At 67.2% G+C, this 25,655-nt stretch carries 30 protein-coding genes; 6 read left to right on the forward strand and 24 right to left on the reverse strand.

The window, feature by feature from the left end; translation table 11 throughout:
- Positions 1–22 precede the first annotated feature (22 nt).
- The 5 genes from recJ to tgt all read right to left on the reverse strand — a co-directional run bounded on the left by recJ (position 23) and on the right by tgt (position 7,556).
- Positions 23–3,658 (reverse strand): single-stranded-DNA-specific exonuclease RecJ, encoded by a 3,636-nt coding sequence (gene recJ, locus MSB02_RS02805; RefSeq protein WP_267193690.1) that lies wholly within the window; start codon positions 3,656–3,658, stop codon positions 23–25.
- Between the two features lie 71 nt (positions 3,659–3,729).
- Positions 3,730–4,647 (reverse strand): protein translocase subunit SecF, encoded by a 918-nt coding sequence (gene secF, locus MSB02_RS02810; RefSeq protein ID WP_267193691.1) that lies wholly within the window; start codon positions 4,645–4,647, stop codon positions 3,730–3,732.
- Positions 4,640–5,986 (reverse strand): protein translocase subunit SecD, encoded by a 1,347-nt coding sequence (gene secD / locus MSB02_RS02815; protein WP_267193692.1) that lies wholly within the window; start codon positions 5,984–5,986, stop codon positions 4,640–4,642. The genes secF and secD overlap by 8 nt, the downstream gene beginning before the upstream one ends.
- Before the next feature lie 43 nt (positions 5,987–6,029).
- A complete protein-coding gene (yajC, locus tag MSB02_RS02820; RefSeq protein WP_267193693.1) occupies positions 6,030–6,290 on the reverse strand; it encodes a preprotein translocase subunit YajC in 261 nt (86 codons plus the stop codon).
- A 144-nt stretch (positions 6,291–6,434) separates the two neighbouring features.
- Positions 6,435–7,556, reverse strand: coding sequence for a tRNA guanosine(34) transglycosylase Tgt (tgt, locus tag MSB02_RS02825; protein ID WP_323748488.1), 1,122 nt, complete (start codon positions 7,554–7,556; stop codon positions 6,435–6,437).
- Between the two features lie 80 nt (positions 7,557–7,636).
- On the opposite strand from tgt, the gene MSB02_RS02830 reads away from it, so the two are divergent.
- Positions 7,637–8,209: an RNA polymerase sigma factor gene (locus MSB02_RS02830; protein ID WP_267193694.1), complete on the forward strand. Its 573-nt coding sequence runs from the start codon at positions 7,637–7,639 to the stop codon at positions 8,207–8,209.
- Positions 8,187–9,221, forward strand: a complete 1,035-nt coding sequence (locus MSB02_RS02835) for a hypothetical protein (RefSeq protein WP_267193695.1) — start codon at positions 8,187–8,189, stop codon at positions 9,219–9,221. Before MSB02_RS02830 ends, MSB02_RS02835 begins: the two co-directional genes overlap by 23 nt.
- 21 nt (positions 9,222–9,242) lie before the next feature.
- On the opposite strand, the gene queA is transcribed toward MSB02_RS02835, so the two are convergent.
- The 6 genes from queA to MSB02_RS02865 all read right to left on the reverse strand — a co-directional run bounded on the left by queA (position 9,243) and on the right by MSB02_RS02865 (position 14,000).
- Complete coding sequence (gene queA, locus MSB02_RS02840) at positions 9,243–10,277, reverse strand: tRNA preQ1(34) S-adenosylmethionine ribosyltransferase-isomerase QueA (RefSeq protein ID WP_267193696.1); 1,035 nt, start codon at positions 10,275–10,277, stop codon at positions 9,243–9,245.
- A 79-nt stretch (positions 10,278–10,356) separates the two neighbouring features.
- The gene (locus MSB02_RS02845) at positions 10,357–10,974 is read right to left on the reverse strand and encodes an epoxyqueuosine reductase QueH (protein ID WP_267193697.1); all 618 of its coding nucleotides are present in this window, start codon (positions 10,972–10,974) and stop codon (positions 10,357–10,359) included.
- A gap of 57 nt (positions 10,975–11,031) precedes the next feature.
- Positions 11,032–11,673: a TMEM165/GDT1 family protein gene (locus MSB02_RS02850; RefSeq protein WP_267193698.1), complete on the reverse strand. Its 642-nt coding sequence runs from the start codon at positions 11,671–11,673 to the stop codon at positions 11,032–11,034.
- A gap of 4 nt (positions 11,674–11,677) precedes the next feature.
- Positions 11,678–12,403 (reverse strand): hypothetical protein, encoded by a 726-nt coding sequence (locus MSB02_RS02855; protein WP_267193699.1) that lies wholly within the window; start codon positions 12,401–12,403, stop codon positions 11,678–11,680.
- 96 nt (positions 12,404–12,499) lie between these two features.
- The gene (gene folD, locus MSB02_RS02860; RefSeq protein ID WP_267193700.1) at positions 12,500–13,357 is read right to left on the reverse strand and encodes a bifunctional methylenetetrahydrofolate dehydrogenase/methenyltetrahydrofolate cyclohydrolase FolD; all 858 of its coding nucleotides are present in this window, start codon (positions 13,355–13,357) and stop codon (positions 12,500–12,502) included.
- Positions 13,358–13,424: 67 nt separating this feature from the next.
- Positions 13,425–14,000, reverse strand: coding sequence for a hydrolase (locus MSB02_RS02865; protein WP_267193701.1), 576 nt, complete (start codon positions 13,998–14,000; stop codon positions 13,425–13,427).
- Positions 14,001–14,191: 191 nt separating this feature from the next.
- Here MSB02_RS02865 and MSB02_RS02870 point away from each other — a divergent pair, with 191 nt between their 5' ends.
- Positions 14,192–14,542 (forward strand): desulfoferrodoxin family protein, encoded by a 351-nt coding sequence (locus MSB02_RS02870; protein ID WP_267193702.1) that lies wholly within the window; start codon positions 14,192–14,194, stop codon positions 14,540–14,542.
- 54 nt (positions 14,543–14,596) lie between these two features.
- On the opposite strand, the gene MSB02_RS02875 is transcribed toward MSB02_RS02870, so the two are convergent.
- The 6 genes from MSB02_RS02875 to ruvC form a co-directional block, all read right to left on the reverse strand.
- Positions 14,597–15,112 (reverse strand): hypothetical protein, encoded by a 516-nt coding sequence (locus MSB02_RS02875; RefSeq protein ID WP_267193703.1) that lies wholly within the window; start codon positions 15,110–15,112, stop codon positions 14,597–14,599.
- Positions 15,113–15,124: 12 nt separating this feature from the next.
- Positions 15,125–15,253, reverse strand: coding sequence for a hypothetical protein (locus MSB02_RS02880; RefSeq protein ID WP_267193704.1), 129 nt, complete (start codon positions 15,251–15,253; stop codon positions 15,125–15,127).
- An 86-nt stretch (positions 15,254–15,339) separates the two neighbouring features.
- On the reverse strand, positions 15,340–16,404 hold the full coding sequence (gene ruvB / locus MSB02_RS02885; RefSeq protein WP_267193705.1) for a Holliday junction branch migration DNA helicase RuvB: 1,065 nt from the start codon (positions 16,402–16,404) through the stop codon (positions 15,340–15,342).
- On the reverse strand, positions 16,401–17,036 hold the full coding sequence (locus tag MSB02_RS02890) for a hypothetical protein (protein ID WP_267193706.1): 636 nt from the start codon (positions 17,034–17,036) through the stop codon (positions 16,401–16,403). Before MSB02_RS02890 ends, ruvB begins: the two co-directional genes overlap by 4 nt.
- Positions 17,033–17,614 (reverse strand): Holliday junction branch migration protein RuvA, encoded by a 582-nt coding sequence (gene ruvA / locus MSB02_RS02895; protein WP_267193707.1) that lies wholly within the window; start codon positions 17,612–17,614, stop codon positions 17,033–17,035. Before ruvA ends, MSB02_RS02890 begins: the two co-directional genes overlap by 4 nt.
- Entirely contained in the window at positions 17,611–18,099 is a 489-nt protein-coding gene (gene ruvC, locus MSB02_RS02900) for a crossover junction endodeoxyribonuclease RuvC (protein ID WP_267193708.1), read from the reverse strand. Before ruvC ends, ruvA begins: the two co-directional genes overlap by 4 nt.
- 175 nt (positions 18,100–18,274) lie before the next feature.
- Between ruvC and MSB02_RS02905 the strand changes: the two genes are divergently transcribed.
- Positions 18,275–18,715 (forward strand): hypothetical protein, encoded by a 441-nt coding sequence (locus tag MSB02_RS02905; RefSeq protein WP_267193709.1) that lies wholly within the window; start codon positions 18,275–18,277, stop codon positions 18,713–18,715.
- A 52-nt stretch (positions 18,716–18,767) separates the two neighbouring features.
- On the opposite strand, the gene MSB02_RS02910 is transcribed toward MSB02_RS02905, so the two are convergent.
- The 4 genes from MSB02_RS02910 to MSB02_RS02925 form a co-directional block, all read right to left on the reverse strand.
- Positions 18,768–19,526 (reverse strand): YebC/PmpR family DNA-binding transcriptional regulator, encoded by a 759-nt coding sequence (locus MSB02_RS02910; protein ID WP_267193710.1) that lies wholly within the window; start codon positions 19,524–19,526, stop codon positions 18,768–18,770.
- A gap of 12 nt (positions 19,527–19,538) precedes the next feature.
- The gene (pdxT, locus tag MSB02_RS02915; protein WP_267193711.1) at positions 19,539–20,117 is read right to left on the reverse strand and encodes a pyridoxal 5'-phosphate synthase glutaminase subunit PdxT; all 579 of its coding nucleotides are present in this window, start codon (positions 20,115–20,117) and stop codon (positions 19,539–19,541) included.
- A gap of 1 nt (position 20,118) precedes the next feature.
- Complete coding sequence (pdxS, locus tag MSB02_RS02920; RefSeq protein ID WP_267193712.1) at positions 20,119–21,012, reverse strand: pyridoxal 5'-phosphate synthase lyase subunit PdxS; 894 nt, start codon at positions 21,010–21,012, stop codon at positions 20,119–20,121.
- 114 nt (positions 21,013–21,126) lie between these two features.
- On the reverse strand, positions 21,127–22,167 hold the full coding sequence (locus MSB02_RS02925; protein WP_267193713.1) for a DUF3048 domain-containing protein: 1,041 nt from the start codon (positions 22,165–22,167) through the stop codon (positions 21,127–21,129).
- 131 nt (positions 22,168–22,298) lie between these two features.
- Between MSB02_RS02925 and MSB02_RS02930 the strand changes: the two genes are divergently transcribed.
- Positions 22,299–22,496: a hypothetical protein gene (locus MSB02_RS02930; RefSeq protein ID WP_267193714.1), complete on the forward strand. Its 198-nt coding sequence runs from the start codon at positions 22,299–22,301 to the stop codon at positions 22,494–22,496.
- A gap of 18 nt (positions 22,497–22,514) precedes the next feature.
- Here the strand turns inward: MSB02_RS02930 and lgt are convergent, their stop codons facing one another.
- The 3 genes from lgt to MSB02_RS02945 are packed head-to-tail and all read right to left on the reverse strand — an operon-like array spanning position 22,515 to position 24,828.
- Positions 22,515–23,369: a prolipoprotein diacylglyceryl transferase gene (lgt, locus tag MSB02_RS02935; RefSeq protein ID WP_267193715.1), complete on the reverse strand. Its 855-nt coding sequence runs from the start codon at positions 23,367–23,369 to the stop codon at positions 22,515–22,517.
- Between the two features lies 1 nt (position 23,370).
- A complete protein-coding gene (gene htpX, locus MSB02_RS02940) occupies positions 23,371–24,261 on the reverse strand; it encodes a zinc metalloprotease HtpX (RefSeq protein ID WP_267193716.1) in 891 nt (296 codons plus the stop codon).
- A gap of 3 nt (positions 24,262–24,264) precedes the next feature.
- On the reverse strand, positions 24,265–24,828 hold the full coding sequence (locus MSB02_RS02945) for a LemA family protein (RefSeq protein ID WP_267193717.1): 564 nt from the start codon (positions 24,826–24,828) through the stop codon (positions 24,265–24,267).
- A 134-nt stretch (positions 24,829–24,962) separates the two neighbouring features.
- Between MSB02_RS02945 and MSB02_RS02950 the strand changes: the two genes are divergently transcribed.
- Entirely contained in the window at positions 24,963–25,649 is a 687-nt protein-coding gene (locus MSB02_RS02950) for a rhomboid family intramembrane serine protease (RefSeq protein WP_267193718.1), read from the forward strand.
- The last annotated feature ends 6 nt before the right edge of the window (positions 25,650–25,655 follow it).

Raw genomic sequence — 25,655 nt, forward strand, 5'->3', positions numbered from 1 at the left:
GCGGGTCGCCCCTCGCGCGGTCTCAGGGTCGTGTGGGCAGGATAGGACGGTCGAACGCGTGCAGCAACTCTTCCGCCGCGGCCTCGAGGGCCCGGTGCCTGAACTCCTCGAAACTCCGGATCTCGTCGATCCCCTCCGCGTATCGTACCGAATCCGCGAGATCGAGTTTGTCTTCGGGCGCCGGCAGCAGCGCCAGACGCCTGTACGCGCCCGCCCCCTCGCTCGCCACGAGGCCCAGCTCCCGGAAGACACCGATGCCGGTCGACACGCCCTTGTCGTTGAGGCGGGACCGGCCGCGCCGCTTGTTGGCGAGCTCGGCAAGCTCGGCATTGGTGATCTCCACCCACCCGTCATCGGTGGGCAGGTCCTTCAGTACGAGGTACAGCGCGCCGAGGTCCTCCCTGGGCGGCGCGGCTGACTCGAGGATCATCCGGTTGAGTCGCGCGTCCTTCTCGCCGAAGACGAGATGGACCGTTGCCAGCTGGCCGTCCCTGCCGCCGCGCCCGCAGAGCTGGTTGAACTCGACCTCGCCCATCGGCAGGTGATAGAGGACCACGTGACGCACGTCGGCGATGTTCACTCCCTCGCCGAAGGCGCTCGTGGCCACCACCACAGTGACGTCACCGTCCCGGAACGCCCGCTCCACGGCGTGACGCGCCTCGCGTGTCATGCCGCCGTTGTAGAAGACCGCGCGATGCTCCAGGTCCGGTACGCGTGTGCGCAGCTGCCGTGCGAGCTTGACCGACGTCTCCCGGCTGTTCACGTAGACGATGACCTTCTCGCCCCTGGCGGCGATCCCCGCGATGTACGCGAGCTTGTCTTCCGTGCCGCGCCTGTCGGAGATCGCGAGGTTCTCGCGTGTCGTGGGGTCGAGCACGACCTCCTCGATACCCAGGTCGTCCCTGATGATCGACGCCACGTCGTCCGGTGCGGTGGCGGTCACCGCGAGGACCACCGGCCTCCCCAGAGTGGCGAGCGCCCCGCCGAGCCGCGCGTACGCGGGACGGTGCCCGGAGCGCGCCAGACCCACGTGGTGCGCCTCGTCGATCACGACGAACCCGATACGCCCGGAGGCGGCGAACCGTCCGGCATGATGATCGAGGAACTCGGGCGTGGTGAGCACCACATCGAGGGAGCCGTCACGAAGTGCGCCGAAGGCCTCGTCGCGTCCCGCCGGGCCCGTTTCGCCCGTCACGACCGCCGCGGACAGGCCGAGGGAAGCGAACCGCTCCTGGAGCACGAAGGCCTGATCCGCCACGAGCGCCCTCAAGGGATAGACGAACACCGACGCCGAACCCTGCGCGATCGCCAGGCGGGCGGCGTGCAGATGGAAGATCAGCGACTTGCCCCGGCCGGTGGCCATCACGGCAAGCGTGGATCGACCCAGAGCAAGATGGGCAAGCGCATCGCGCTGTGCCTGGTGAAGGTCGCGGTCGCCGATCAGCCAACGGGTGAGCTCCTCGTCGAGCTCCACCGGGCTCAGACCCGCAAGGCGCGCCCGCATATCGGCGGCCGCCTGCAACGACTCTTCGTCCGGACCCGCATCGACCGCACGACGGGTAACGAGCACGTTCACACCCAGGCTTTCGCCCTCGCCGCCGCCGGTGATGTCGGCCACTTCGACGTCGTACTCGACACCTGCATCGAGCACCGGCGCGAGTGCCGCCGCCAGCCTGCGGTTGAAGAAGCCCACCTGATCGCCGAGGGGGTCGAACACCGCACACGCGTTGGAGTCGTACTCGTTGTCCGGTTGACGTTCGATGCGGAGCGGGACGCCGGGCTCCAGACGGGCCACGACCTCCTGACGTCCCTCGAAGGTCACGCCGGCGAGCTTGGTATGGAAACTCGTCGCATCGCCGATGCCGGCGTAGTCGCCACGGGCCAGGATCTCGTCGGCGTGTTCGAACAGGTCGTCGACAAGCTCCGCCGCCGCTGACCGGTCACCGGCTTCACGCTGCCTGACGTCCCGGACCAGGAGCTGGATACGTTCGACGCCCCGCCATTCATCCAGCTCCAGCTCATAGACGAGATCGACCGCGGACTCGGTGTCCGCGAGCGTCTCGATGTCGTTGCACCTGAAGGCGATCGACGGCACCGCAGCCACGCCGTCGAACGCGGTGAATCGCAGGTGGTCGCCACCCTTCCCCACCCGTTTGCGCCCGTTCATGAACACCCCGTAGGAGGCCAGCAGCGGGCACCGGTTGGCGAAGCCGAACGGGCCGAGCGCGGATATCTCCACCGCCAGCTCACGTGAAAGCGTATCGAGCGGGACCTCGGCGTCCACATCGATCCGGCCGACGAACACCTCATCCGGCACCTCGGCGAAGCGCCTGCGCAGCGCGTCCCGGAGGTCGTCGAGCGCCGTTGCCGGGAGCGTCGCCCCCACGGCCATCTCGTGTCCTCCGAACCGCGTGAGCATCGGTCCGATCGCCGTGAGAGCGGCATACAGATCGATGCCCTCGACGCTGCGGCCGGACCCCTGGGCGACCGCGTCCTCTATGCAGAAGACGAGCGCCGGCACGCCGTAGCGCGAAACCAGCCTCGAGGCGACGATGCCCCTGACCCCCTCGTGCCAACCCTCACCCGCAACCACCAGTACCCTGTCGCCGGGTCTGTATGTCCTTTCGGCCTCCGCGAGCGCCGCGACCAGTAGGTCCGCCTCCGTCGCCTGCCGCACGCGGTTGTACTCGTCGAGCGCGTGTGCGAGCTCGGTGGCCTCGTCGATGTCTTCCGCCAGCAGAAGCGACAGCGCAGTCGCCGGGTCGGCCATGCGGCCCGCCGCGTTCAGCCGGGGGGCCAGCGCGAATGCGACCTGGTCGGACGTCAACGTCGCGGTATCCACGCCGGCGACCGTCGCGAGTCCCGCGATACCCGGCCTGGGCGAGTGCCGCACCGACTGCAGCCCGTGGGCCACGAGAGCCCGGTTGGCCCCGACGAGCGGAACGATGTCCGCCACCGTGCCCAGCATCGCGAGATCGGTGAGCGATCGCCACACCTCGTCGTCGGCGAGGATCAGGCCGACCTCCCTCACCAGCGCAAGCGCGACACCCGCACCGGCGACCGGCGGACCATCGTCCGCCAACTTGGGGTCGGCGACGGGCACATCGACGGGCACGTCCTCACCGGGCTCATGGTGGTCCGTGATGACCACATCGATGCCACGGTCGCGCAGCGCGCGGACCTCGGCGCAGCTCGAGATGCCACAGTCGACGGTCACCACGACCTCGGGACCCATGGCGACGAGCCTGGTGAGCGCCGGCTCGGTCAGGCCGTATCCCTCGGTGAAGCGGTGGGGCACCATCGCCTCCACGCACCCTCCCAGCATGCGGAGCCCCAGCGCGGTGGTCGCTGCGGCGGAGATGCCGTCAAGGTCGAAATCGCCGAAGACGACGATCCTCTCGCGGGCGCGCACCGCCGCCGCCACCCGTGCGGCGGCAGCATCGAGGCCGGGGATATCCCGGGTGGCCACCCAGTCGCGCTCGAGCGACGGCGTGAGAAAGGCCCGCGCTTCATCCGCGGCGGCGATACCGCGCGCCAACAGGATGCCCGCCGTCACCACGGAGAGCCCTGTCTCGCGCGCAAGGCGCCTGGCGCTGTCGGCGTCCGGGCGCGCGACATCCCAGCGACGGCGGCATGCGGCGGTATCGGTGACGGTCATGCGCCTATTGTAACCGCGGAGACCGGCCCCCGAAGGAGCCGGTCTCCGTATCCGCCCGTACCGGGCCGAGTCTACTTGGCCGCATGCGCCGCGTACTTGCGCTTGAGCGCCTGGAACTTCGGCTCGCGCTCCTTCCAGACCGCATAGAGCGGGCTGGCCAACCCGATCGTGGAGTAGGCGGCCGCCAGCAGGCCCACCGCCATCGCAAACGCGAAGTCGCGCAGCGTCTCCCCGCCGAAGAAGAAGAGCGCGAACACGGGGATCACCTGGATGAGGCCGGTGTTCACCCAGCGCATGAGCACCTGGTTGATCGACTCGTTCGTCATCTCCATGAAGCTCATCTTCGTGAGCCCGGTGGCGTTCTCACGGATGCGGTGGAAGACCACGATCGTGTCGTACAGCGAGTAGCCGAGGATCGTGAGCACCGCGGCGATCGTGTTGGGCGTCACCTCACGTCCGGAGATGGCATACACACCGAGCACGATCGTGGTGTCGTGCAGCAGCGCCAGCACCGCGGTGAGCGACATCTTGTACTCGAACCGGAGCGAGATGTAGATGAGGATGGCGACGATGGAAACGGCGAGCGCCACCAGCGACGCCTCGGTCACGTTGTCGCCCCAACCGGGTCCGATGGTCGTGACGTTCGCGTCCTGCGCGGGAAGGCCGAGCGTCTCGCTTACCGCCGAGAACGCCTCCTGGGCCCGTGCCGTATCGGACTCCGCGGTCCGCACGATGAAACCGCCGTCATCGGTGGGCTGGATGGTGGCGTTGGAGGTATCCGGAACGCCTGCTTCCTCGAGCGCGGCACGCACGTCCTCCGTGGTGACCCCCTCGGCGCCCGAGAGCGTCATCGTGGTCCCACCCTGGAAGTCGATGCCGAACGTCAAGCCCCTGATGAGGAGAGCGGCGATGCTGATCGCGACAAGGGCGCCCGACAGCGCGAAGAAGTACTTCTTCTTTCCCATGAAATCGATGCGTGTCTTAGCCACGGGTACCGCCCCCTTTCACTCCCCAGAAAGCAGGCGCTTTCGACATCGTCCCCTCGGCAAGCATGCGGACGATCGGACCGGTGAACAGGAGCGCAGCCACAAGGTCGATCGCGATGCCCAGTATCAGGGTGAACGCGAAGCCGCGCACCGGACCGATCGCGAGGGCGTAGAGCGCGATGGCCGATACGAGGGTCACGATGTCGGCGTCGATGCTCGTACCGATCGCATGCCGCACAGCCGACTTCGCTGCGCTGCGGTGCGTCTTGCCGGCCTCGATCTCCTCCTTGAGGCGCTCGAATATGAGAATCGACGTGTCGACGGCCACACCGATGCCCAGGATCAGACCGGCGATGCCCGGAAGGGTGAGAGCGAAGGCGTTCATTCGTGAGAGGATGCCGAGCGAGCCGAGCATAAGGAGCGCGTACGCCACGAGCGCCACGATGCTCACGAGACCCAGGCCACGGTAGTAGGCGACCATGAACGCCGCCACCAGTGCGAGTCCTACGAGACCCGCCAGCAGCCCCTGGTCGAGCGATTCCTTGCCGAGGGTCGGGCCCACGAGTCGCGATTCATCTATCGCCACCTCGGCGGGCATGGCTCCCGACTGCAGGATCGCCGCAAGGCCCTTGGCCTCGTCCACGGTGAAACTGCCGGTGATGAGCGTGTCGCCGTCGAGGATCGGCGTCTGGACCGCGGGGGCTGATTTCGCCCGGCCGTCCAGCGCGATCAGGATCTGACCACGGGTGGCCGACAGGCGTGTCGTCACATCACCCCATACGTCGGCACCCTCGCCGCTCATGGAGATAGACACGGCGGGATTGCCGTACTCGTCGGTGGTGACACGGGCATCGGTCACGACCTCGCCCGTCATGAACGGTTCGTACCCCTCGGGATCGAGCTGCGGGAGCGTCGTCTCCTCGCCCGAGTATTCGGCCTCCAGCTGCTGTGCGATCAGGTCGAGCGTGGCGGTATCGGTGACGCTGGTCAGATCCACGAACTCCAGCTTGCCGGGCTCGCCCAGCAACCTGAGCGCGTCCTGTGCGTTCTGCACGCCGGGAAGTTGCACGAGGAAGGACCGCTGCCCCTGGCGCTGCACGCTGGCTTCGCTCACTCCGAACCCGTTCACGCGCTCGATCAGGATCGTCTCCACCCGGCTCATCGTTTCCTCGGTCAGTTCCTCAGCGCCCAGTGGTGACGCCGTGAGCGTGACCGAGAGGCCGCCCTTGATGTCCAGACCCTGCGTTATCTTCTCCTCGAGCGGCCAGAAGGACCACACCGAGACGGCGAGCAACAGGGCCAACGCAATCAGGGCCCAGGCGTTCGTTGGCTTCAGCTTCATCTGGTTCGACTATCTCCTCTTCCTCGCGCCCCGGAGGGCGACCCTATACCTCGAGACGTGACGCCACTGCGGACCGGGCGAACTCGATCACCACGCCGGGGGCGACCTCAAGACCTACCCTGTCACCGTCGATGGTGCGCACCGTGCCGTACAACCCGCCCATCGTGACGACCCGGTCACCCTCGGCAAGCGACGCTACAAGAGCGGCATGCTCCTTCTGGCGCTTCTGTTGCGGACGGATCATCAACAGGTAGAACGCCCCGAAGATGACGACGAGAGAAAGCAGCTGACCGTACTGTTCCATGGTGAGACCTCCATGACTTCACACACGAGCATCGCGCCCTTACGGCGCGAGCGCATCAACGCATCATAGCATCAGTGCGAAACGGCTCCATCAACACGATGCACACGGCCATCGCGTCGCACGGGACCGCAGCCCGGAGCGACTTCAGTAGTCGTCGTGACCAGGGCCGTTCCGCCACTGTTCGAGGAACGCGGAGTAGCGCCCCTCCTCGATCGCAACGCGCGCGGACCGGGCGAGATCGATCAGCACGTGCAGGTTGTGGATCGACAGCAGCGTCGACCCGAGCATCTCTTTCGTGGTCACGAGATGGCGCACGTACGAACGCGTGTAGGTGGCGCACACGGGGCACGAACACGCCGGGTCGATCGGACCGTGGTCGCGCGTGTAGCGCGCGTTCTTCAGATTCATGCGCCCTTCGGACGAGAACGCCGTGCCGGTACGGGCGGTCCGGGTGGGCAGCACGCAATCGAAGAGGTCCACCCCGAGTCCGATCGCCTCGAGCATGGTGGTCGGGTTACCCACTCCCATGAGATAGCGGGGACGATCCGCCGGGAGAGCCGAGGCGACCGGCGCGAGGCTCTCGAGCATCAGGTCGTGCGGCTCCCCCACCGAGTAGCCGCCGATGCCGTATCCGGGGAACCCGATCTCAGTGCAGCGCGCGACGCTCTCCGCCCGCAGGTCGTCGAACACGCCCCCCTGCACGATACCGAAGAGCGCCTGGTCCTCGCGAGAGTGTGCGGTCTTGCAGCGCGCGGCCCACGCAGCAGACCTGCGCACCGCCTCGGCCACCATCGGCTTCTCGGCCGGGTACGGCGGGCACTGGTCGAGTTGCATGATGATGTCGGCTCCAAGCGCCTCCTGGACCGCCATGTTGTCCTCGGGGGTCCAGAAGTGCCGGGCTCCGTCCACGATGGAGCGGAACTCCACGCCATCGTCGGTGAGCTTCAGCGTGTCGGCGAGACTGAACACCTGGAAACCGCCCGAGTCGGTCAGGATGGGCCTGTCCCACCCCATGAAGCGGTGCAGCCCTCCCGCCTCCCGGACGATGTCGGCGCCGGGACGGAGGAACAGGTGGTACGTGTTGGCAAGGACGACCTCCGCCCCGATCTCGCGGAGTTGCGCGGGAGTGACGCCCTTGACGGTGGCCCGTGTCCCCACCGGCATGAACATGGGGGTGTTGATGACGCCGTGCGGGGTCTGAAAGCGCCCCACACGCGCTCGTGTGTCCGGGTCGTGCGCGATGAGGTCGAACGAGAACGATGACATGGGCAGATTCTACCAGGCATCGGGGTATGCTTCTCTCGATGAACCCGTAGCGCCTCAGCACCGTCTTAGGAGAGGTGGGCATGGTCACTCGCGTGATGGGCGACGCCGATCTGGTCGCCGCGGCCGCATCCGGCGATCACAGCGCTTACGCGACGCTCGTCCGTCTCCATGCCGACGCGGTATACGCGCATGCGCTGCGTTTCTTCGGCGATGCGCCGACCGCTGAAGACGCCACGCAGGAGGTGTTCCTGAAGGTGTTCCGCAGCCTTGGAAGCTTCGACGGCCGCGCCCGATTCAGCACTTGGCTGTACCGGGTGACGCGGAACGTGTGCCTTGATATGGTGCGCGCCGGCAAACGCACGCCCCTGCCGCTCGACCCGGTCGATCTCGAGCCAGTCTCACAAGCCGATTTCTCCGACGATGTCGCCTTCACCGATGCGCTCGAGACCGCGATCGCAACGCTTCCGCCTGAGGAGCGCGAGGCTCTTGGCGCCATAGGATTGTTCGGGCTCACCTACGCCGAGGCGTCAGACACGCTCGGGGTACCCGAGGGGACCGTGAAGTCGCGGGTGTTCCGTGCCAGACGGACCCTCGCCCACATACTCCGGGCGACGGAGGGAGGTGGCTTCGATGGACTGCCTCAGCGCGACTGAGATCATCTCGGCGGCACACGACGGAACGCCGGTGGACCCCGGCGTGCTCGCCGATGCGCGCGCCCACTGTGAGACCTGTCCGGAGTGCGCCGCGTTCGCGGAGACCCTCCTGCGGATGGAGCAGGTGGCGCCCCCGCGCGCCCCGATCCCGCTCGTGGAGGGGATCATCGAAACCACCCGGGCCGAAGCGGGTGCGCCCGTCCCACGGCCTGTCGAACAGGACACCGCCTCCGGTTCCACGGCGCCTCTGCAGCGTCCGGGCGGCAGGCTCCTGCCATCGTGGTGGCAGCCCCGCATGACCGCGTTCGTCTCTGCCGCGGCGGTGGTTCTCGTGGGAGTGGTCGCGTCCCTCGCTCTGATCGGACAGGCCGGACTGACCGGCTCGGAGGCGGACCTTGAGCAGTCGCTTGAATCCTTCACCATAGACGCGACCGCAGCGGACGACGCGGGCGACCGTGGCGCCGAGGAGAGCGCCCTGGAAGCCGGGGAGGCGCCAGCGGACAGCGCCACGAGCACGGCAACGCCGGCCCCACCCTACGTCGTCTGGGACGGGACCGTGTACGTCTACGCCGGAGAACTCCTCGAGGCCCCTTCCGAGGCCACGACTATGGGCGTCACCGTGAGCGACCTCGACGAGCCGGGGCGTCCGCGGGAGCGCCCCGTCGTCACCGACCCCGACGACCAGGCGACGATATTCCTGCGCACCGCCGACGGAGGCCTCATGAGCTTCAAGCGAGTGGTGCGGGCGCTCGGGCTGCGCGAATACGCGCTCGTCACGGATCAGGCGATACCCACGTTCGGCACCTGGCCCAGACTGCCTTCGCGGTTCGAGACCCCGGGAACCGACGGCTCACCCGTGTTCACGCTCATCGGCTTCGACGATCGGAACGTGGACGTGTACGTCCCGCCTGGCGGGGACATGTCGGACGGCTTCGCAGTGGCGCCGGGCACGCCTTCCGACGATCCCGCCGCAGGCAATCCGCACTGGACATGGTGGGAGCCGGTCCCGTAGTACGGGGCGCTCCGCGGACGCCTACAGGATCAGCATGGCGTCGCCGAACGACAAGAACCGGTACCGCTCGGCGCGTGCGAGATCGTACGCCCGCATGACCAGATCGCGTCCTGCGAACGCGCTCACCATCATCAGGAGTGTCGAGCGGGGGATGTGGAAGTTCGTTATCAGCGCATCCACCACCCCGAAGGAGAAGCCCGGCAGGATGAAGAGGTCCGTAGCCCCCTCTGCCGCCTCTACGAGGCCGGTCTGCTCGTTGTACGCGCTCTCAAGCGCCCTGACGGCAGTGGTCCCAACGGCGATCACGCGGTCGCCGCGAGCCCGCGCATCGTTCACCGCGTCTGCTGTGGATCCCGGCACGCGGTAGTGCTCCGTGTGTATGACGTGGGCGGTCGGGTCGTCCTCGGCCACAGGGCGGAACGTATCGAGTCCCACATCGAGCTCCACGGTGCCGAGGTGCACACCCGCACGCTGGGCCTCATCGAGCAGTCCACGCGTGAAGTGAAGCCCCGCGGTGGGCGCGGCGACGCTGTGTTCGTCGGTCGCATAGACGGTCTGGTACTGCTCAGGATCGCTCAGGGGTTCTGTGATGTACGGCGGCAGCGGCATCTCGCCGAGACGATGCACGGCATCGATGAAGCGGCCTGAAGCGGTATGGAACTGGATGAGTCTCGCGCCGGAGTCTTCGAGCACGTCGACCACCAGCCCGGTAAGCTCGCCGTCGCCGAACACGACACGCGCACCCGGCTTGAGCCTGCGGCCGGGCTTCACGAGGCACTCCCAGGTGTCGCCGTACTGCTTGCGGAGAAGGAGGACCTCCACCGCCCCGCCGGTCTCGTCCTTGGCGCCGTGCAGGCGCGCGGGGAGCACACGCGTCTCGTTGACCACCAGCACATCGCCGGCCCGCAGATAGTCGAGCACGTCGGTGAAGCGTCTGTGGTCGATCTGCCCGCTCACCCGGTCCAGGACCAGCAGCCTGCAGGAGTCGCGCGGCTCGACCGGGTGCTGCGCGATCAGCCCGCTCGGCAGGTCGTAATCGAAATCATCGGTCCTCACGTGAGCGGCCTTTCGGAACGGATACCCTGGCGGCAGTGTACCGCAGGCGGTCCGCCCGGGGACGCGTCATCACGCCGTTTCATCGACCGTCACCCTCGTCCGCCGAGGCGCGGTCCGCGGCCTCACGGGCGGCCCTCTTCGCTTCCTTGCGCGCGGCTCGCCGCTCCTCGCGTTCGGCCGCTGCCTCCGCCTGGCTCGGAGCGCACCCGCAGTAGTTCTGGCGATACATGCCGAGTTCGCGAGAACGGCGCGTCGCCTCGGGATAGCGCTCCCTGAAGTCGGTCACGATGAAGCGGACACCCGCCTCGACACAGGCGGCGGTCCCCTCCTCGGCGATGGCCTCAGGATCCTGGTACGGGCTGACGCTGAGCGTGGTCGCAACGGCATCGTACCCGCGCCGTGCCGCCTCGGCCGCGACCATGCCGATCCGCAATCGGTAGCACGCCCTGCACCGCTCCGGGGTCTCCGCCGCCGGCGACGTCGCCTCGGCCCACAGGGCGGGCTCGTACGGCAGCTCGATGACGGCGATCCCGGCGTCCTCGGCGTAGTCGAGCAGCGTGTCACGCCGCCGGGCGTACTCCTCGGCGGGATGGATGTTCGGATTGGCGTAGCAGACCACGACCTCGGCGTCGGTCGCGAGCGCGTCGTACGGCTCGAGGAGGCAGGGTCCGCAGCATGCATGCAGGAGCACTGTCACGCGACCATCATCTCCGTTTCGTCGTGCGTACCGTAGTGTACCGCGCGATCCGCCTGTTCACCGGGCCACGAACGCGGAGACCAGCGTGGCGAGTCCGAACACGATGAAGATGACCGACGAGACCCGGGCGATACGGCGCTCCGGCAGTCTTGCCCCCAGGACAGCTCCCGCGCCGATCGCGATGGCATCGGCAAGCAGGAAGCCGAGGGAGGATCCGAGCCAGACCCCCCAGCCCGTCGCGGCGGAACCAGCCTCGGGAGGGGTCACCCCTGCGCCGAGCGCGCCGAGCGTGCGGACCGCCGCGGCGGGGTCGGCGGCGATGGACATCGTCAGCACCTGCGTCTTGTCACCAAGCTCAGCAACGAAGAGCGCTGCCGCGACCGTGAGCACCGCGCCGAAACGGCCGGACAGCCGCGCACCATGGCCTTCCTCATCGTCATCGCCGCGCCACGCCATGACGCCGAAGACGATGAAGAGGGCTCCGGCGACGAACGCGATGAGACGTTGGGGCAGGTATGCGCCGATCAGCCCGCCCCCGAGCACAGCGAGGGCCTGGAGCACGGCAACCGCGATCGCCGCGCCGGCCAGGACCTTGAGCGGACGATGCCGGGCAGCGAAGCCGACGAGCATGAGCTGGCTCTTGTCTCCAAGCTCCGCGAGCCCGACGAGCACGAAAGCTATCGCGGCGGCCGTGGTCACGCCATCAGGCGTTTCGGCGAGCGCGCGTCCGTTCGATCGTCACGACCACAACCAGCGCGGCCACGGCGACCACCAGCGCGCCGATCACGTACGGAAGCAGTCCGCCTGATGAAGCGCCGTCAACGCCGCCCGCAGCGGTCCCGCCCCGCGTCCAGCTCACGGCTATGTCGTACGACTCGCCGGTGGCGAGGCGCTTGCGCTCGAGCGGATGCAGCGTCTGCGCGACGTCGTTGGTCTGCACGTCACCGGACCTCGCCGGTTCGATGACGATGTCCGATGCGCCTGCCTCGGCGATGACCGACGCCGTCACCGGGATCTCCTCGCCCACGTTGGTCCAACTCACGCTGGCGTTGAGCCGGTCGCCCGACACGGACGGACTGGACAGCAGCAGTTCGAGCTGCGCGGTGTGCGACTGTTCGAGGGTGAGCGTATGGACCTGCACCCCGTCCACCTCGCTGGTCGTGGTGGCCCGCTGCGGATCGCCGCTCGGATCGCCACCAAGGATCTCGCCCGACCACAGCAGTGTCGCGCCCTCGGGCACCGGGATCGACACCTCCTGGGGCAGCGTGGTCGCGGGGTCGAGCACCGCGTTCACGATCAACAGCGTACCCACCCCGTCACCGGCAGGTTCGTACTGGAGCTGATACTCCATCACGTTGGCGAACGCGGCAGCCGGCAACAGCAGTACCAGCATTATGGCGACCGCGATTATGCGGTTGATGCGGATCATCGTTCGACCTCCATCAGTGATGTACGAAAGGCGATTGTAGCGCAGCGATGGCGCAGAGCGGCGCCCCCCACACCATCTCCACAGCCGATGCGACGCTCACCCCTGTTCGCGCGGTGCAGCGGAGCGCGCCGCCGCAACGGTGTTGGCCATGAGCATGGCCCGCGTCATGGGGCCCACTCCGCCCGGGACAGGGGTGATCGCTGACGCGATCGGCTCGACGGCGGCGAAGTCGACGTCGCCCACCATCCCCTCATCGGTGCGGTTGATGCCGACGTCGATCACCACCGCGCCCGGCTTGATGTAGGATGCGTCCACCATCTTCGGACGCCCGATCGCGGCCACCACCAGATCCGCCTCACGGCATACCGCCTCGAGGTCTTTCGTACGTGAGTGGCACACCGTCACCGTCGCGTTGGCCTCAAGCAACAGCAGCGCCATCGGCTTGCCTACGATCGTCGAGCGCCCGATCACCACGGCCCGCATCCCGGAAGGGTCGATGTCGTACGCACGGAGCATCTCCATCACGCCTGCCGGCGTGCATGCGCGAAAACCCGGGAGGCCGCGGACGAGGTGGCCCAGGCTCTCCGGATGGAAGCCGTCAACGTCCTTGGCGGGATCGATGCGTTCGATCACCGACTCTGGATCGAGATGCTCGGGCAGAGGCATCTGCACAAGGATCCCGTGCACGGCGGGGTCGGCGTTCAGCGCATCGATGAGATCGTCGAGCTCCTGCTGGCTCGTCGTGGCCGACAAGCGATGGTCGCGACTCTCGATACCAACCTCGGCACAGTCACGCTCCTTCATCCGCACGTACGAGGCGGACGCCGGGTCGTCGCCGACGAGCACCACGGCGAGACACGGCGTCACTCCGTGCGCCGCCAGCTCGCGCACCTCCTCGGCCGCCCGTCCGCGTACCTCGGCCGCCACCTTCACACCGTCGATGATCGTGGCCATCCCCAGCTACCGCCTCTCCTCGCATGTGCACGACGCCCGACAGTGTACCCGAGCAGCGCAGATCAGGTCACCGTGTGGGCCGACACTCCTTCACCAGCTGCAGGACCTCACGGAACGCTGTGGTCCCGGCGCATCCCAGCGCCTCGTACAGGACGGACTCCGACGTGGTCACTGCCACGCCAGCCGAGCGCAAGCGAGCAAGCGCGATGTCCCGGTCCGTCGGCCTGCGCGAACAGACCGCGTCGGCCACCACGTGTGCGTGGTACCCGGCACGCACGAGCGAGAGTGCGGTCTGCGTGACGCAGATGTGCGCCTCGATGCCGGCGATGACCACGGTGCGGCGACCCGTCTCCTCGAGGCGCTCGCAGAACCCCCGCTCGGCCATGCAGTCGAACGCCGTCTTGTCCACCGGCGTATGTGGTCCCACGGCTTCGGCGAGCATGCCAACCGTGTCACCGAGCCCGCGCGGATACTGGCGGGTGACGACGCACGGGATGCCGAGTGGTCCTGCCGCCCTCGCGAGCAGGACCGCGCTCTCCAGCCACCGGTCCCCGGTGGGCATGGCATCCGCAAGAGCAGCCTGGATGTCCACCAGGACCAGCACGGCCTCCTCGGCCCTCACAACCCCCTGCGAGCCCTGCATCCCGCCACCTCCCTCGGTCGGCACCCTCCCACCGGCTGCCGACACGCTACTATCCGTCATCCGAGAGCGGCCTTCCGTCACCCCGCCTGACGTGCGCACTCGTCCCATCTGACATGGTGTGTCCCACCGCATACCCGTGATGGGTACGTATGTACAGGGTACCCGTCAACGACACACGTAAGGAGGAACCCATGTCCGACGCGCCGATCCTCGGTACTGTGAACATGGTCACCGATCTCGAAGCCGCGACCGATTTCGAGAAGAAACATACCCCTCACATCGACATCGACCAGGCGGGGGACACCTACCACGTCACAGTCACCGTGGGACACGAGGTGCCGCACCCCAACCAGCCGGACCACTTCATCGACTGGATCGAGCTGTACATCGGTGATGCTCCGATCGCACGGTTCGACCTCTCCCCGGTGGTGACGTCACCCGTCGTCTCAGTAGCGGTCGATGCCGAGGCGGGAGCGGTCCTGCGCGCCGTGGAGCACTGCAACCTCCACGGTCTGTGGGCCGCCGAGACCACGCTCCCCTAGCCCGTGTCCGTACGCACGAAGGGCCCGCCTCTCACCGGGGCGGGCCCTTCGGTCTCACTGCCGGGGCAGCCAGCCCACCTTCCAGACACCATCGACCTTCTCTATCCGCCACCATTCGCCAGGCTCGGTGACGATGACGGCGTCGTCTCCGGTACTCATCGTGTACGTCACGCGCACCCGGGCGGTCACGTCATCATCCACCCGCTCCTCGTGCACGGCCACATCCGTATAGACCTCGGCAGCGTCTTCCCACTCCATGGCCCATGTGTCGAAGTCCGCGGGCGGCGAACAGCCGTACGTCTCCCACACGGCAGCGGGATCCCCCGTGCCCACGGCGGCGATGTGCTCCTCGGACGCATCCCCCGGAGTCCTGCCGAGGGAGTCCTCCAGCGGAACGACAGCCGCCTGGTCGTCAACGGGCGCCTCCGCGGCCTCCCCGCTCGTGTCCGGGGTCTTCACCTCAGACGTGGTCGCGTCCACCGGCCCCTCATCGGCGCCACCGCACCCGTGCGGCAGCAGCGCGGCAACCACCACCGCCATCGCCAGCAGTACCCTCACGAGCCCGCGCATCGGCAGCGCCCCCTACTCCTCCGGCGCCGTGGGCGCGCTGCGGTCACGCTTGCGCTGTCCCAGGACGCCTGCCGTCGTGCCGGCGGCGACGATCACCAGGCCGAGCACCACACCGATGATCACCTGCGGATCGTCGAACACTGGCCCTCCTCAAACGGATGCTTCCGCCATGCTACCCCCCGGCAGCCCGTCACGCACCCCGGCACCCGCCGGACGGACCCCAGCGCCTAGAAGAGGCCGCCCTGTCGTGGCGCGCTCTCGGGCACCGCTATCCCCAGGTGCTCGTAGGCGCGTGGCGTCGCCTGTCGCCCTTTGGGCGTACGCGCGATGAACCCCAGTTGCAGCAGGAACGGCTCGTACACATCCTCAAGCGTGTCGGGCTCCTCGCTCACCGCTGCGGCCAGCGTGTTCAGCCCCACGGGCCGCCCGCTGAACGTCTGGGCCAGCGCCTCCAGGATCGCGAGATCCATGCGGTCCAGACCCCGGTGATCCACGTGGAAGAACGCGAGCGCCTCCGCGGCGAGATCCTCCGTGACGCGACCGTCTGAACGCACCTGCGAATAGTCGCGCACCCGCTTCAGCAGACGGTTCGCCAGACGTGGCGTGCCGCGGCTCCGGCGCGCGATCTCCGCAGCGCCGTCTTCGTCGATGACCACATCGAGGATGCCCGCCGACCGCCGCACGATCGAGGCGAGTTCGTCAACCGTGTAGTACTCCAATCGGAAGGCCATCCCGAAGCGGTCACGGAGCGGCCCGGTAAGAAGTCCTGTGCGAGTGGTGGCCCCGATCAATGTGAACTGCGGCAGATCGAGTCGAAGCGAGCGGGCAGCGGGACCCTTGCCTATCACGATATCGATCGAGTAATCCTCCATCGCCGGATAGAGGACCTCTTCCACGGCCCTGTTGAGGCGGTGGATCTCATCGATGAACAGCACGTCACGCGGCTCGAGATTCGTGAGGATCGCGGCCAGGTCGCCTGCGCGCTCTATCGCCGGACCGCTCGTCTGGCGCATCTGGACACCCAGCTCAGAGGCCACGACGCCAGCCAACGTTGTCTTGCCTAGGCCCGGAGGACCGGAGAGCAGGAGGTGGTCGAGGGCTTCATCACGCACGCGCGCCGCATCGATGAGCACGCCGAGGTTGTCCTTCACCCGTGTCTGCCCGAGATACTCATCGAGACGACGCGGGCGCAGGCTGCGGTCTATCTCGAGGTCGTCCTCGGTGTAGTCGGCAGAGACGAGGCGTTCACCGTCCACAGGTGAGAAGTCGTCGCTCTCCCAGACGGTGCTCATCCTGTCACCTCCCGCGAAGATGCCTCGACCGATGGCGCGTCCATGCCGTCCTCCCTGACGGGCTCATCCGGAGCGCCCGGCTCCGGAATGAGCGCGGCGACCGCGAGACCCGCCCACGCCCCAAGAGCCACAGAGGGCGCGAACAGCAGTGTGACCGTTCCCGCGAGGGAAGCCATGCCGCCCGGGCCACCGAAGCGCTCGACGAGCGGGACCGCCGCTACCGTTTCCGTGAGCGCAACGACCCACATGACCGCTGCGGTCACCACGGTCCCCCGGCTCTGCCCCCGGAGACGGCGAGCGCTGAGCGCGAGCAGGAGCGCCAACGGCCCGGCTACGACCATCGCGAGTACCCCCTGGGCAGCATCGCCGACCACTCTCACCAGTGCGATCGATGCCACGAACAGCACCGCGCCTCCGGCGGGCGCCCACGTGGCCAGCAACATCCGGCTCAGCGGCGGCCGGCCGGCGAAGGCCCAGAGCCCGATGGCCGTGGGCCCCACCAGAAGCGCCGCAAGAGCCGGCAGGATGAACTCCGCGGGACGGGAGACGAGCACCAGCAACGTGGAGACGATCAGCACATGCATCAATGGCGCGGCCAGCGCCATGCGGCGTTCGGTGACGATCTCCCTCATCGGCCCGCCCCCAACCGCTTGAGCGCGTAGCGCAGGAGCGCCTGTGCATCGTCCGCCCCTTCGTAGCCTTTGACCGCGGCCGCGATCTCCGGCTGGCTGAAACCCATCGATGCGAGAGCGTCAGCGGTCTCGGCGCGGGCCCCGGCATGACGGTGGGGCCTCAGGTCGACATCCGCCGGGCCGAGGCGGTCCTTGAGCTCGATGATGATGCGCTGGGCCGTCTTCCGGCCGATGCCGGGTACCGTGGCGATGAGCGCGTCATCGTCATCCGCGACCGCCGCGATCAGGGCAATGGGACTCAGAGCCGAGAGCGCCGCGAGTGCGACCTTCGGACCCACGCCGCTCACGGTGATGAGCTTCTCGAAAAGGTCTTGCTCCTCAGGACTCTCGAAGCCGAAGAGCGAGAGGCCGTCGTCGCGGACGTGCAGGTACGTGAAGACGGTCACCTCATCGCCCACGGCGGGCAAATGCGCGATCGCACCGGTGGCCATCGCAAGCCGGAGTCCCATCCCGCCGACTTCGATGACGCAGGAGCCGGTGGACTTCGACGCCACCCGGCCGGTGATGTGATCGATCATCGTGTGCGCCCCGCCATACGGGCCACGCGGAGGTTCGCGTGCGTGATGGCCGCCGCGAGCGCGTCGGCTGCGTGGTCGGGCCGGGGCTCGTGCGGAAGTCCCAGTATCGCGCGCACCATATACTGCACCTGCTTCTTATCCGCCTCACCGGAGCCGACCGTTGCAAGCTTGATCTCACCGGGGCCGTACTCGCCGACCTCCATGCCGGCAACCGCCAGCAACGCCACTCCCCGCGCCTGGCCGGTGGCGAACGCGGTCTTGGCGTTGTTCGAGAAGTACACGCTCTCGATGCCGCACTCCACAGGCCGGTACCGCTCCACTGTCTCGGCGATGCCCGCGTAGATGCGCGCAAGCCGATCGGCCATGGCTTCGCGCGGCTCGGTGACGATGCAGCCGTAGGCCACGCACCGGAGCGCACCGGCGCGCTGCTCGATGACGCCCCACCCGGTGTTCCTGATGCCCGGGTCGATTCCCAGAACGATCACGCGATCTCCCCACAGGCTGCAATCGAACGTATGTTCAGGATACCGCGCGCCTCCTGCCCGGTAAAGGAGACCGTCAAGCCGCACAGCCATACGGCCGATGCATATAGGACGGGCCCTCTCCGGCGAGGGCGCCGGCGCATCGCGCTATGAAGACAAGAGAGTCAGGGAGTATCACATGCCTCTGTTCATCCGCCGTCTGGTGCGGGCGACGCTCGTGCTGCTCGTGCTGGGCGTCATCGCCAACGATGCGGTGAGGACCGGTGCGGCGGTATCGCGAGCAAGCGACGCCATGACAGCGGGGATGTCTGCGGCGCAGGCGGTGGCGGCCGTGACCCCTTCCGACGTCGAGGCCGCCCGCGCTGACGCCGAGGCCGCCGCGGCCGAACACGGTGCAACCCTGGACTCGTACAACCAGGTGACCCTCACGCAGGGGGCCACGCGCGTGGTCAGGATATCGCTCTCGACACGCGATCGCGTGCAGGGCGCCGTGGTGGCGCCGGCGATCCTCGGCCTGATGAACGGGGCACGGGCAGCCGAGTGGTACGACCCTGAGGGTGCGCCGCTGATCGTAGGGCAGACGCGAGAAGTGGAAGTCTACGGAAGCGTCTCGCTGTAGAGAGGCCTCGGCCACACATCGCTTGCTCGCCCCGTGCGACCGGGAACGCCGGTCACTCCTCGAGCGCGGCGGCGATCTCCTCGGTCAGCTCCATCGTGTGGTAGACGGTCTGGATGTCGTCAAGCTCCTCGAGCCGGTCCACCAGCCGCAACACCTTCCGCGCGTCCTCGACGCTCACCTCCACCGGTGTCATCGGCTCCATCACCAACTCGGCGCCCTTCACGGGCACTCCGGAGTCTTCAAGTGCAGCCTTGACCGCCATCACATCGGCAGGTGCTGTGTAGACCACGAACCCTTCGTCTATCTGCTCGAGGTCGTCTCCGCCGGCATCGGCCACCAGGAGCATGAGCTCGTCCTCGCCGGGGGCGCCTGTGGCGTCCACGGTGATCTCGCCCTTGCGCTCGAACTGGAAAGCCACAGAACCCGTGGCCCCAAGATTGCCGCCCGCCCTGGTGAACGCAGCACGTACGTCCGCCGCGGTACGGTTGCGGTTGTCAGTGAGCGCTTCGACGTACAGCGCAACGCCCGCAGGGCCGTAGCCCTCGTAGACGACCTCCTCGAAGGCGTTCGCATCAGCGCCTGCGCCGAATGCCTTCGCGATGGCCGCCTCGATCTTGTCCTTTGGGAGTGAGTACGACTTCGCCTTGGCTACCGCGGCCGCCAACGCGGCGTTGTTCTCGGGGTTCGGATCTCCGCCCGTCTTAGCCGCCACCGTGATGACACGCGTGAGCTTGGAGAACAGCGCGGAGCGTTTCGCATCGACCGCGGCCTTCCGGTGCTTGGTCGTCGCCCATTTCGAGTGTCCAGACATCGCATGTCCCTTCTAGCGCGCGGCTATGACCTCTTCCATGAAGAAACGATGTACCCGGGTATCACCGGTCAGTTCGGGGTGGAACGTGGTGGCCAGCATAGTGTCCTCACGTGCGGCCACTATCCGGCCGTCGTGCTCGGCGAGGACCTCGACGTCCGAGCCCACCCGCTCGATGAGCGGCGCCCTGATGAACACGCCAGGGAACCGATCGCCGAGATGTCGTATGTCGAGCGGCGTCTCGAACGAGTCGACCTGACGACCGTATGCGTTGCGGCGGACTGATATCTCCATGAGACCCAACGGCTCCTGATCCGGCAGCGCATCGCCTATCTCACGGGCCATCAGTATCGCTCCCGCGCATGTCCCCCATACCGCCATCCCCGCGCTGCGACGCTCCCGGATCGCCTCGTAGAATCCGTACGTCCGCATGAGTTTGGCGATGGCGGTGGACTCGCCACCGGGGATCACCATCCCGTCGAGGCCCTCCATCTGACCGGGCAGACGGACCGTCACCGTGGCGGCGCCAAGCGCCTCGAACATCAGGACATGCTCCCTGAACGCGCCCTGGAGCGCGAGGACGCCGACGCGCATCCTACCAGCCCCGCTCCTGCATACGCTCGGCGTCCGGGATGTCGGAGATGTTGATGCCGACCATCGGTTCGCCGAGGTCGCGCGACACGCGGGCGATGATGTCGGGATCGTTGTAGTGGGTGGTCGCCTCGACGATGGCCTTGGCCCGCTTGGCGGGATCCCCGCTCTTGAAGATGCCGCTGCCGACGAACACGCCGTCGCAGCCGAGTTGCATCATCAGCGCCGCATCAGCCGGGGTCGCGATACCGCCGGCCGAGAAGTTCACCACAGGAAGGGTCCCGTGCTCGTGGACCCACTTGACCAACTCGTACGGAGCCTGGAGGTCCTTGGCCACGGAGAAGAGCTGGTCCTCACGCACGCCGGCCACCCACCCGATCTCCTCGAGCATGGTGCGCATGTGGCGCACGGCCTCGACCACGTTGCCGGTGCCCGGTTCGCCCTTGGTGCGGATCATCGCGGCGCCTTCGCTGATGCGACGGAGCGCCTCGCCGAGGTTGCGCGCGCCGCAGACGAACGGCACGGTGAAGCGCCACTTGTCCACGTGGTGCTCCTCGTCGGCCGGCGTGAGCACCTCGGATTCGTCGATGTAGTCCACTCCAAGCGACTGGAGCACCTGGGCCTCGACGAAGTGGCCGATACGGCACTTGGCCATCACGGGGATGGAGACCGAGCCGACGATGGCCTCGACGATGGTCGGGTCGGCCATCCTCGCAACGCCACCCGCCGCGCGGATATCGGCGGGAACGCGCTCGAGGGCCATCACCGCGACCGCTCCGGCATCCTCGGCGATCTTTGCCTGCTCAGGCGTGACCACGTCCATGATGACGCCGCCCTTGAGCATCTCGGCGAGGCCGGTCTTGACGCGCGCGGTACCGGTGATGGGTGTGTCGCTCATCTGGTGCGATCGCTCCTCAGGGATCCAGGGTGCGCGTAAGCGCCCCGAAGGGATTGGCCTACAGATTCTACCCGCGTGAGCCCATACGAACAACCTCGGACCCGGCGGGAACAGTTAGCGCATGGTGATGTTCACCGAAGTGTTGACGACCTGCATCCAGGTATTGCCCGGGGCAAGCTTCACCGTACTCCCGTCCTCGGCGACGAACGACGGAGGCGCATCGGCCGAGGCCTCCCAGGTGCCGTTGAACGCCTGGCCACCCCGGAACACCGTCGCCCTGCCGCTGCCCACAAGCGCGATATCGTACGTGACGCTCCCGACCGTGTCCCTGCTCGCGACCGAGTGCTGCGCCCAGAGCACGACGACGTTGCGGGCGGAGATCTGCTCGCCTGTCTCAGCGTCGGTGAACGCGCTGCTGCCCGAGGAGCGCAGGTACATGTCGCTCTCAGCGTCATACGTCCAGGTCACCTTGTTGTAGGAGGAGAACGGGATGTCGACGGCGGTTATCGTGGGCGTGGCGGGCGAAGAAGCCTTGTCGAACTCGAAGCCCGCAAGCGATTGCGTGACAAGCATGCCCCGGCGCTCCGCCTCAGCGCGCACCTCGGTGAGATCCGCGTACAGGTTGTGCGGGCTGGCACGCCTGCTGGAACGTGTGAACGGCTTCGTCACGCCCGCGTCCTCGCTGAGGTTCTCGATCCCGGCGCTCCGGATCTGCGCGTTCACCGATGAGCTCGCCCCGGAGAAGCAGAACAACGCATGGTACTGGGGGACGATGTCGACATCGGATAGGCGGGCGGAGCGCACGGGACCCACCACCGACGGGGCGCTCGAATGGAAGATCGCGTTGAACCGGGTGATCCCGCCCTCGGTGACGCTCTCGTACACGACGTCAGCGAGCTGCAGGTTGCTCTGCGGCCTGGACTCGCGGGAGTTCTCCACCTTCACCGACACGACCCGTGCGGCGATGGCTTCTTCTGACGGCGCATCCAGGCCGGTCAGCGGCCATTTCGGCGCTTCCACCGGTCTGGGGGTCGAGCGTTCCACCGAGGCGGCCGGCCAGTTGGCGACGACCTCCGGATCATCCTTGGAACAACCGGCGATGCCGGCGACGAGCATCATCAGTATGAGTGCCGCGGCGATCGAGCGTGTGGTCATGGGTGTGTCCTCCTTCTGCTCCGACAAGGATAGGGAGGCGTCCGGAGAGGGTCAATCCGGCCCGCGCAGAACGTCACCGGAGCGTCAGGACCGGTGATGCGTATACTGGAGCACGAGGATGGAGGACGGCCATGCCCTGCTATCTGCTCCACATAGTCGAACAGCAGGATCCCCGGCCCTACGACGACCCCGATGTGAAGGACGTCGTGGGGGTGCTGCCCCAGTTCTACTGCACCCAATGCCAGCCGATCCGGCTCCTCACCCCCGGCGAAGCGATGAAGTGCGTCCGCCGCGAATCACCCTGCTGGAACCCGCATCCCTGTGTGTGAGCGGCCTGAGGGCCGAGCTCACTCCGTGACATCCGCTCCGGACCCGGCACCGTCGGCTCCGGAGTCTCTCGCGTCCTGTGCATCACGGCCGTGCCTGAGGGCCCTGATCACGAGCCACGCACCCGCGGCGACCATCGGCAGGCTCAGCACCTGCCCCATGGTGAATCCGCCCGCGATGAAGCCCAGCTGCACATCGGGCTCCCGGAAGAACTCGATGAAGATCCGGAAGACCCCATAGAGCCCGATCATCATGCCGAGGATGAAACCGTCCTCACGCTTCCTGCGCGATAGGACCCAGAGCACCACGAACAACACGAGGCCCTCGAGCAGCGCCTCATAGAGTTGCGAGGGGTGCCTCGGCAGGTCGCCCGGGGCCCGGGGGAACACCATCCCCCATGCGACGTCGGTAGGTCGCCCCCACAGCTCGCCATTGATGAAGTTGCCGATACGGCCGAAGAACAGACCGATCGGAGCTCCCACCGCACCCATGTCGAACAGCCTGAGAGGCGGGATGTCCTTGCGCCTCGCGATGAACGCGCCCGCAAGAAGGATGCCGACCAGCCCTCCGTGGAACGACATCCCCCCGTCCCAGAACGCGAATATGGACAGCGGGTCGGACCAGTAGGAGCCCACGCCATAGAAGAGCACGTAACCCAACCTCGCCCCGGCGATCAGACCCACCACCGCCACAAGCACGATATCGAGCATGTCGTCGGTGGACAGACCGACCTTCCAGCGCCTGTCGAGCTCGCGCAGCACCAACGCCGCGAGCACGAAGCCCGCCACGTAGGCGAGGCCGTACCAGCGCACGGCGAACGGTCCGATAGCGAACGCGACCGGGTCGATATGCGGATATGCGATCGAGGCGAGCACGTCACATCGCCTCGAGCCGGGCGACACGGTCCTCGAGCGGTGGATGAGTGTTGAACAAAGCGCTCATCCCGCCCGAGCGGTCCCCCTTGAGGGGGTTGACGATGTAGAGAGACTCGGTCGCCTTGTTGGCGCTCCGCAGCTTGTTCCGGTCTCCGCCGATCTTACGCAGTGCGTTCGCCAGGCCGGGCGGGTAGCGGGTGAGCATAGCCGCGCTCGCGTCGGCCAGATACTCCCGCCTGCGCGATATCGCCATCTGGATCAGCATCGCGGCGATCGGCGAGAGGATGGCCAGCACGAGCGCCACGATCATCAGGATCGCTCCCAGCTGTCCGGAACTCGAATCCCGGCGCCGTCCGCCACCCCACCAGAAGCTCCGCAGCATCCACTCGGAGATGAGCGTCACCGAACCTGCGAGCACGGCCGCGAGGGTCTGGAGAAGCGTGTCGTAGTTTTTGATATGCGCGAGTTCGTGCGCCAGCACACCCTCGAGTTCCTGGCGGTTCATCATAGCCACGAGGCCGCTCGTCACGGCGATGGCCGCGTTCTCAGGGTTGCGTCCGGTAGCGAACGCGTTGGGCGAAGGATCGTCGATCACGTACGCCCGCGGCACGGGAAGCCCGGCCGCTATCGCAAGCCCCTCTACGGTGTTGACGAGATACGGTTCGGTGTCGCGGTCGACCGGACGAGCCCGGCTCATCGACAGTACGATCTTGTCCGAGTACCAGTACGACCCCCACGACATCACGAACGCGACCACCAGCGCCAACACGAGGCCGAGGTACCCCCAGTCGGTAGCCTGACCGAAGACGAACCCGATCAGGGCGACCAGGAGCACGAACACGACGATGAGCGCCGCGCTCCGCAGCTTGTTGGAGGAGATCTGGTCGTACACGGCCTAGAACTGCACCTTCACCGGCTCTTTAGCCTCTTCTTCGATCTCGAAGCCCTCGGCCGGCTCGAAGCCGAACATGCCGGCGAGCAGGTTCGCCGGGAAGGTCTCGCGGGACGTGTTGTACGTCATCACCGAGTCATTGTAGAACTGGCGCGCGTACGCGATCTTCGACTCGGTGCCGGAGAGTTCTTCCTGCAGCATCATGAAGTTCTGGTTGGCCTTGAGATCCGGGTAGTTCTCGGCGAGGGCGAAGAGGCTCTTCAGCGTGCCGGTGAGCGCGTTCTCAGCCTGACCCTGCTCCGCGACCGTCTCGGCGCTGATCGCGGCGTTGCGTGCCGATATGACCCGCTCGAGGGTCTCCTTCTCGTGGGTGGCGTACGCCTTGACCGTCTCAACGAGGTTCGGTATCAGGTCGTACCGCCTCCGCAGCTGGACGTCGATCTGCTGCCACGCGTTCTTCACACGGTTGCGTAGCGTGACCAGCCGGTTGTAGATGCCGATGACCGCGGCGATCACTACCACCACGAGCAGGCCAAGCCCGCCGACGCACGGGAGAATCCATCCCATCGTGAACCTCCTTCAACGGTCCGCCGGCCGCACCGGCGGGTGTTCTGTCCGAAGATACCCTATCAAGGCCCTCTGAATCATCCTGCGATACACTCATCGGCGACACATCACCGCACATCATCCGGAGCATCCCCATGATCCCGATCCGTGACGACAACCCGACGCGAACCATCCCCTGGGTCACGATCGCGCTCATCGCGACGAACGTGGCGGTCTTCGTCTATACGATGACGCTGCCGCCCGCCGAGCTCCAGTCGGTCTGGACATCCTGGTCGATCGTGCCTTCCCGGCTCCTGGACGGGATCCTGGACCCGCGCGAGCTGGCCACGGTGTTCACCTCGATGTTCATGCATGCGGGCTGGGTGCACCTCATCGGGAACATGCTGTACCTGTGGATCTTCGGCAACAACATCGAAGACCGTCTCGGGCCGCTGCGCTTCACCGTCTTCTACCTGCTCAGCGGAATCGGCGCAGCAGCGGCACAGGTATTCATGGATCCGGGTGGCAGCATACCTATGCTCGGTGCCAGCGGTGCGATCGCAGGTGTGCTCGGCGGCTACCTGCTGCTCTACCCCGGCGCCTCGGTAGTGACCATCATCCCCGTCTTCTTCTTCATCGAGATCGCACGCGTACCCGCGTACCTCGTGATCGGATTCTGGTTCGTTCTCCAGCTCGGCAACGGTCTCGCCACGATCGGATCGGGGCTCGCTCAGGGTGGCACCGCCTGGTTCGCGCATATCGGCGGATTCGTGGCCGGGCTGCTCCTGATGCTGCCCGTGTGGTTCGCCGGTCGCCGGCGATCACGCCGGCGACGTTCCTGACAGGCT

It is taken from the genome of Anaerosoma tenue (assembly GCF_023161965.1).
GTDB classification, from domain to species: domain Bacteria; phylum Actinomycetota; class Coriobacteriia; order Anaerosomatales; family Anaerosomataceae; genus Anaerosoma; species Anaerosoma tenue.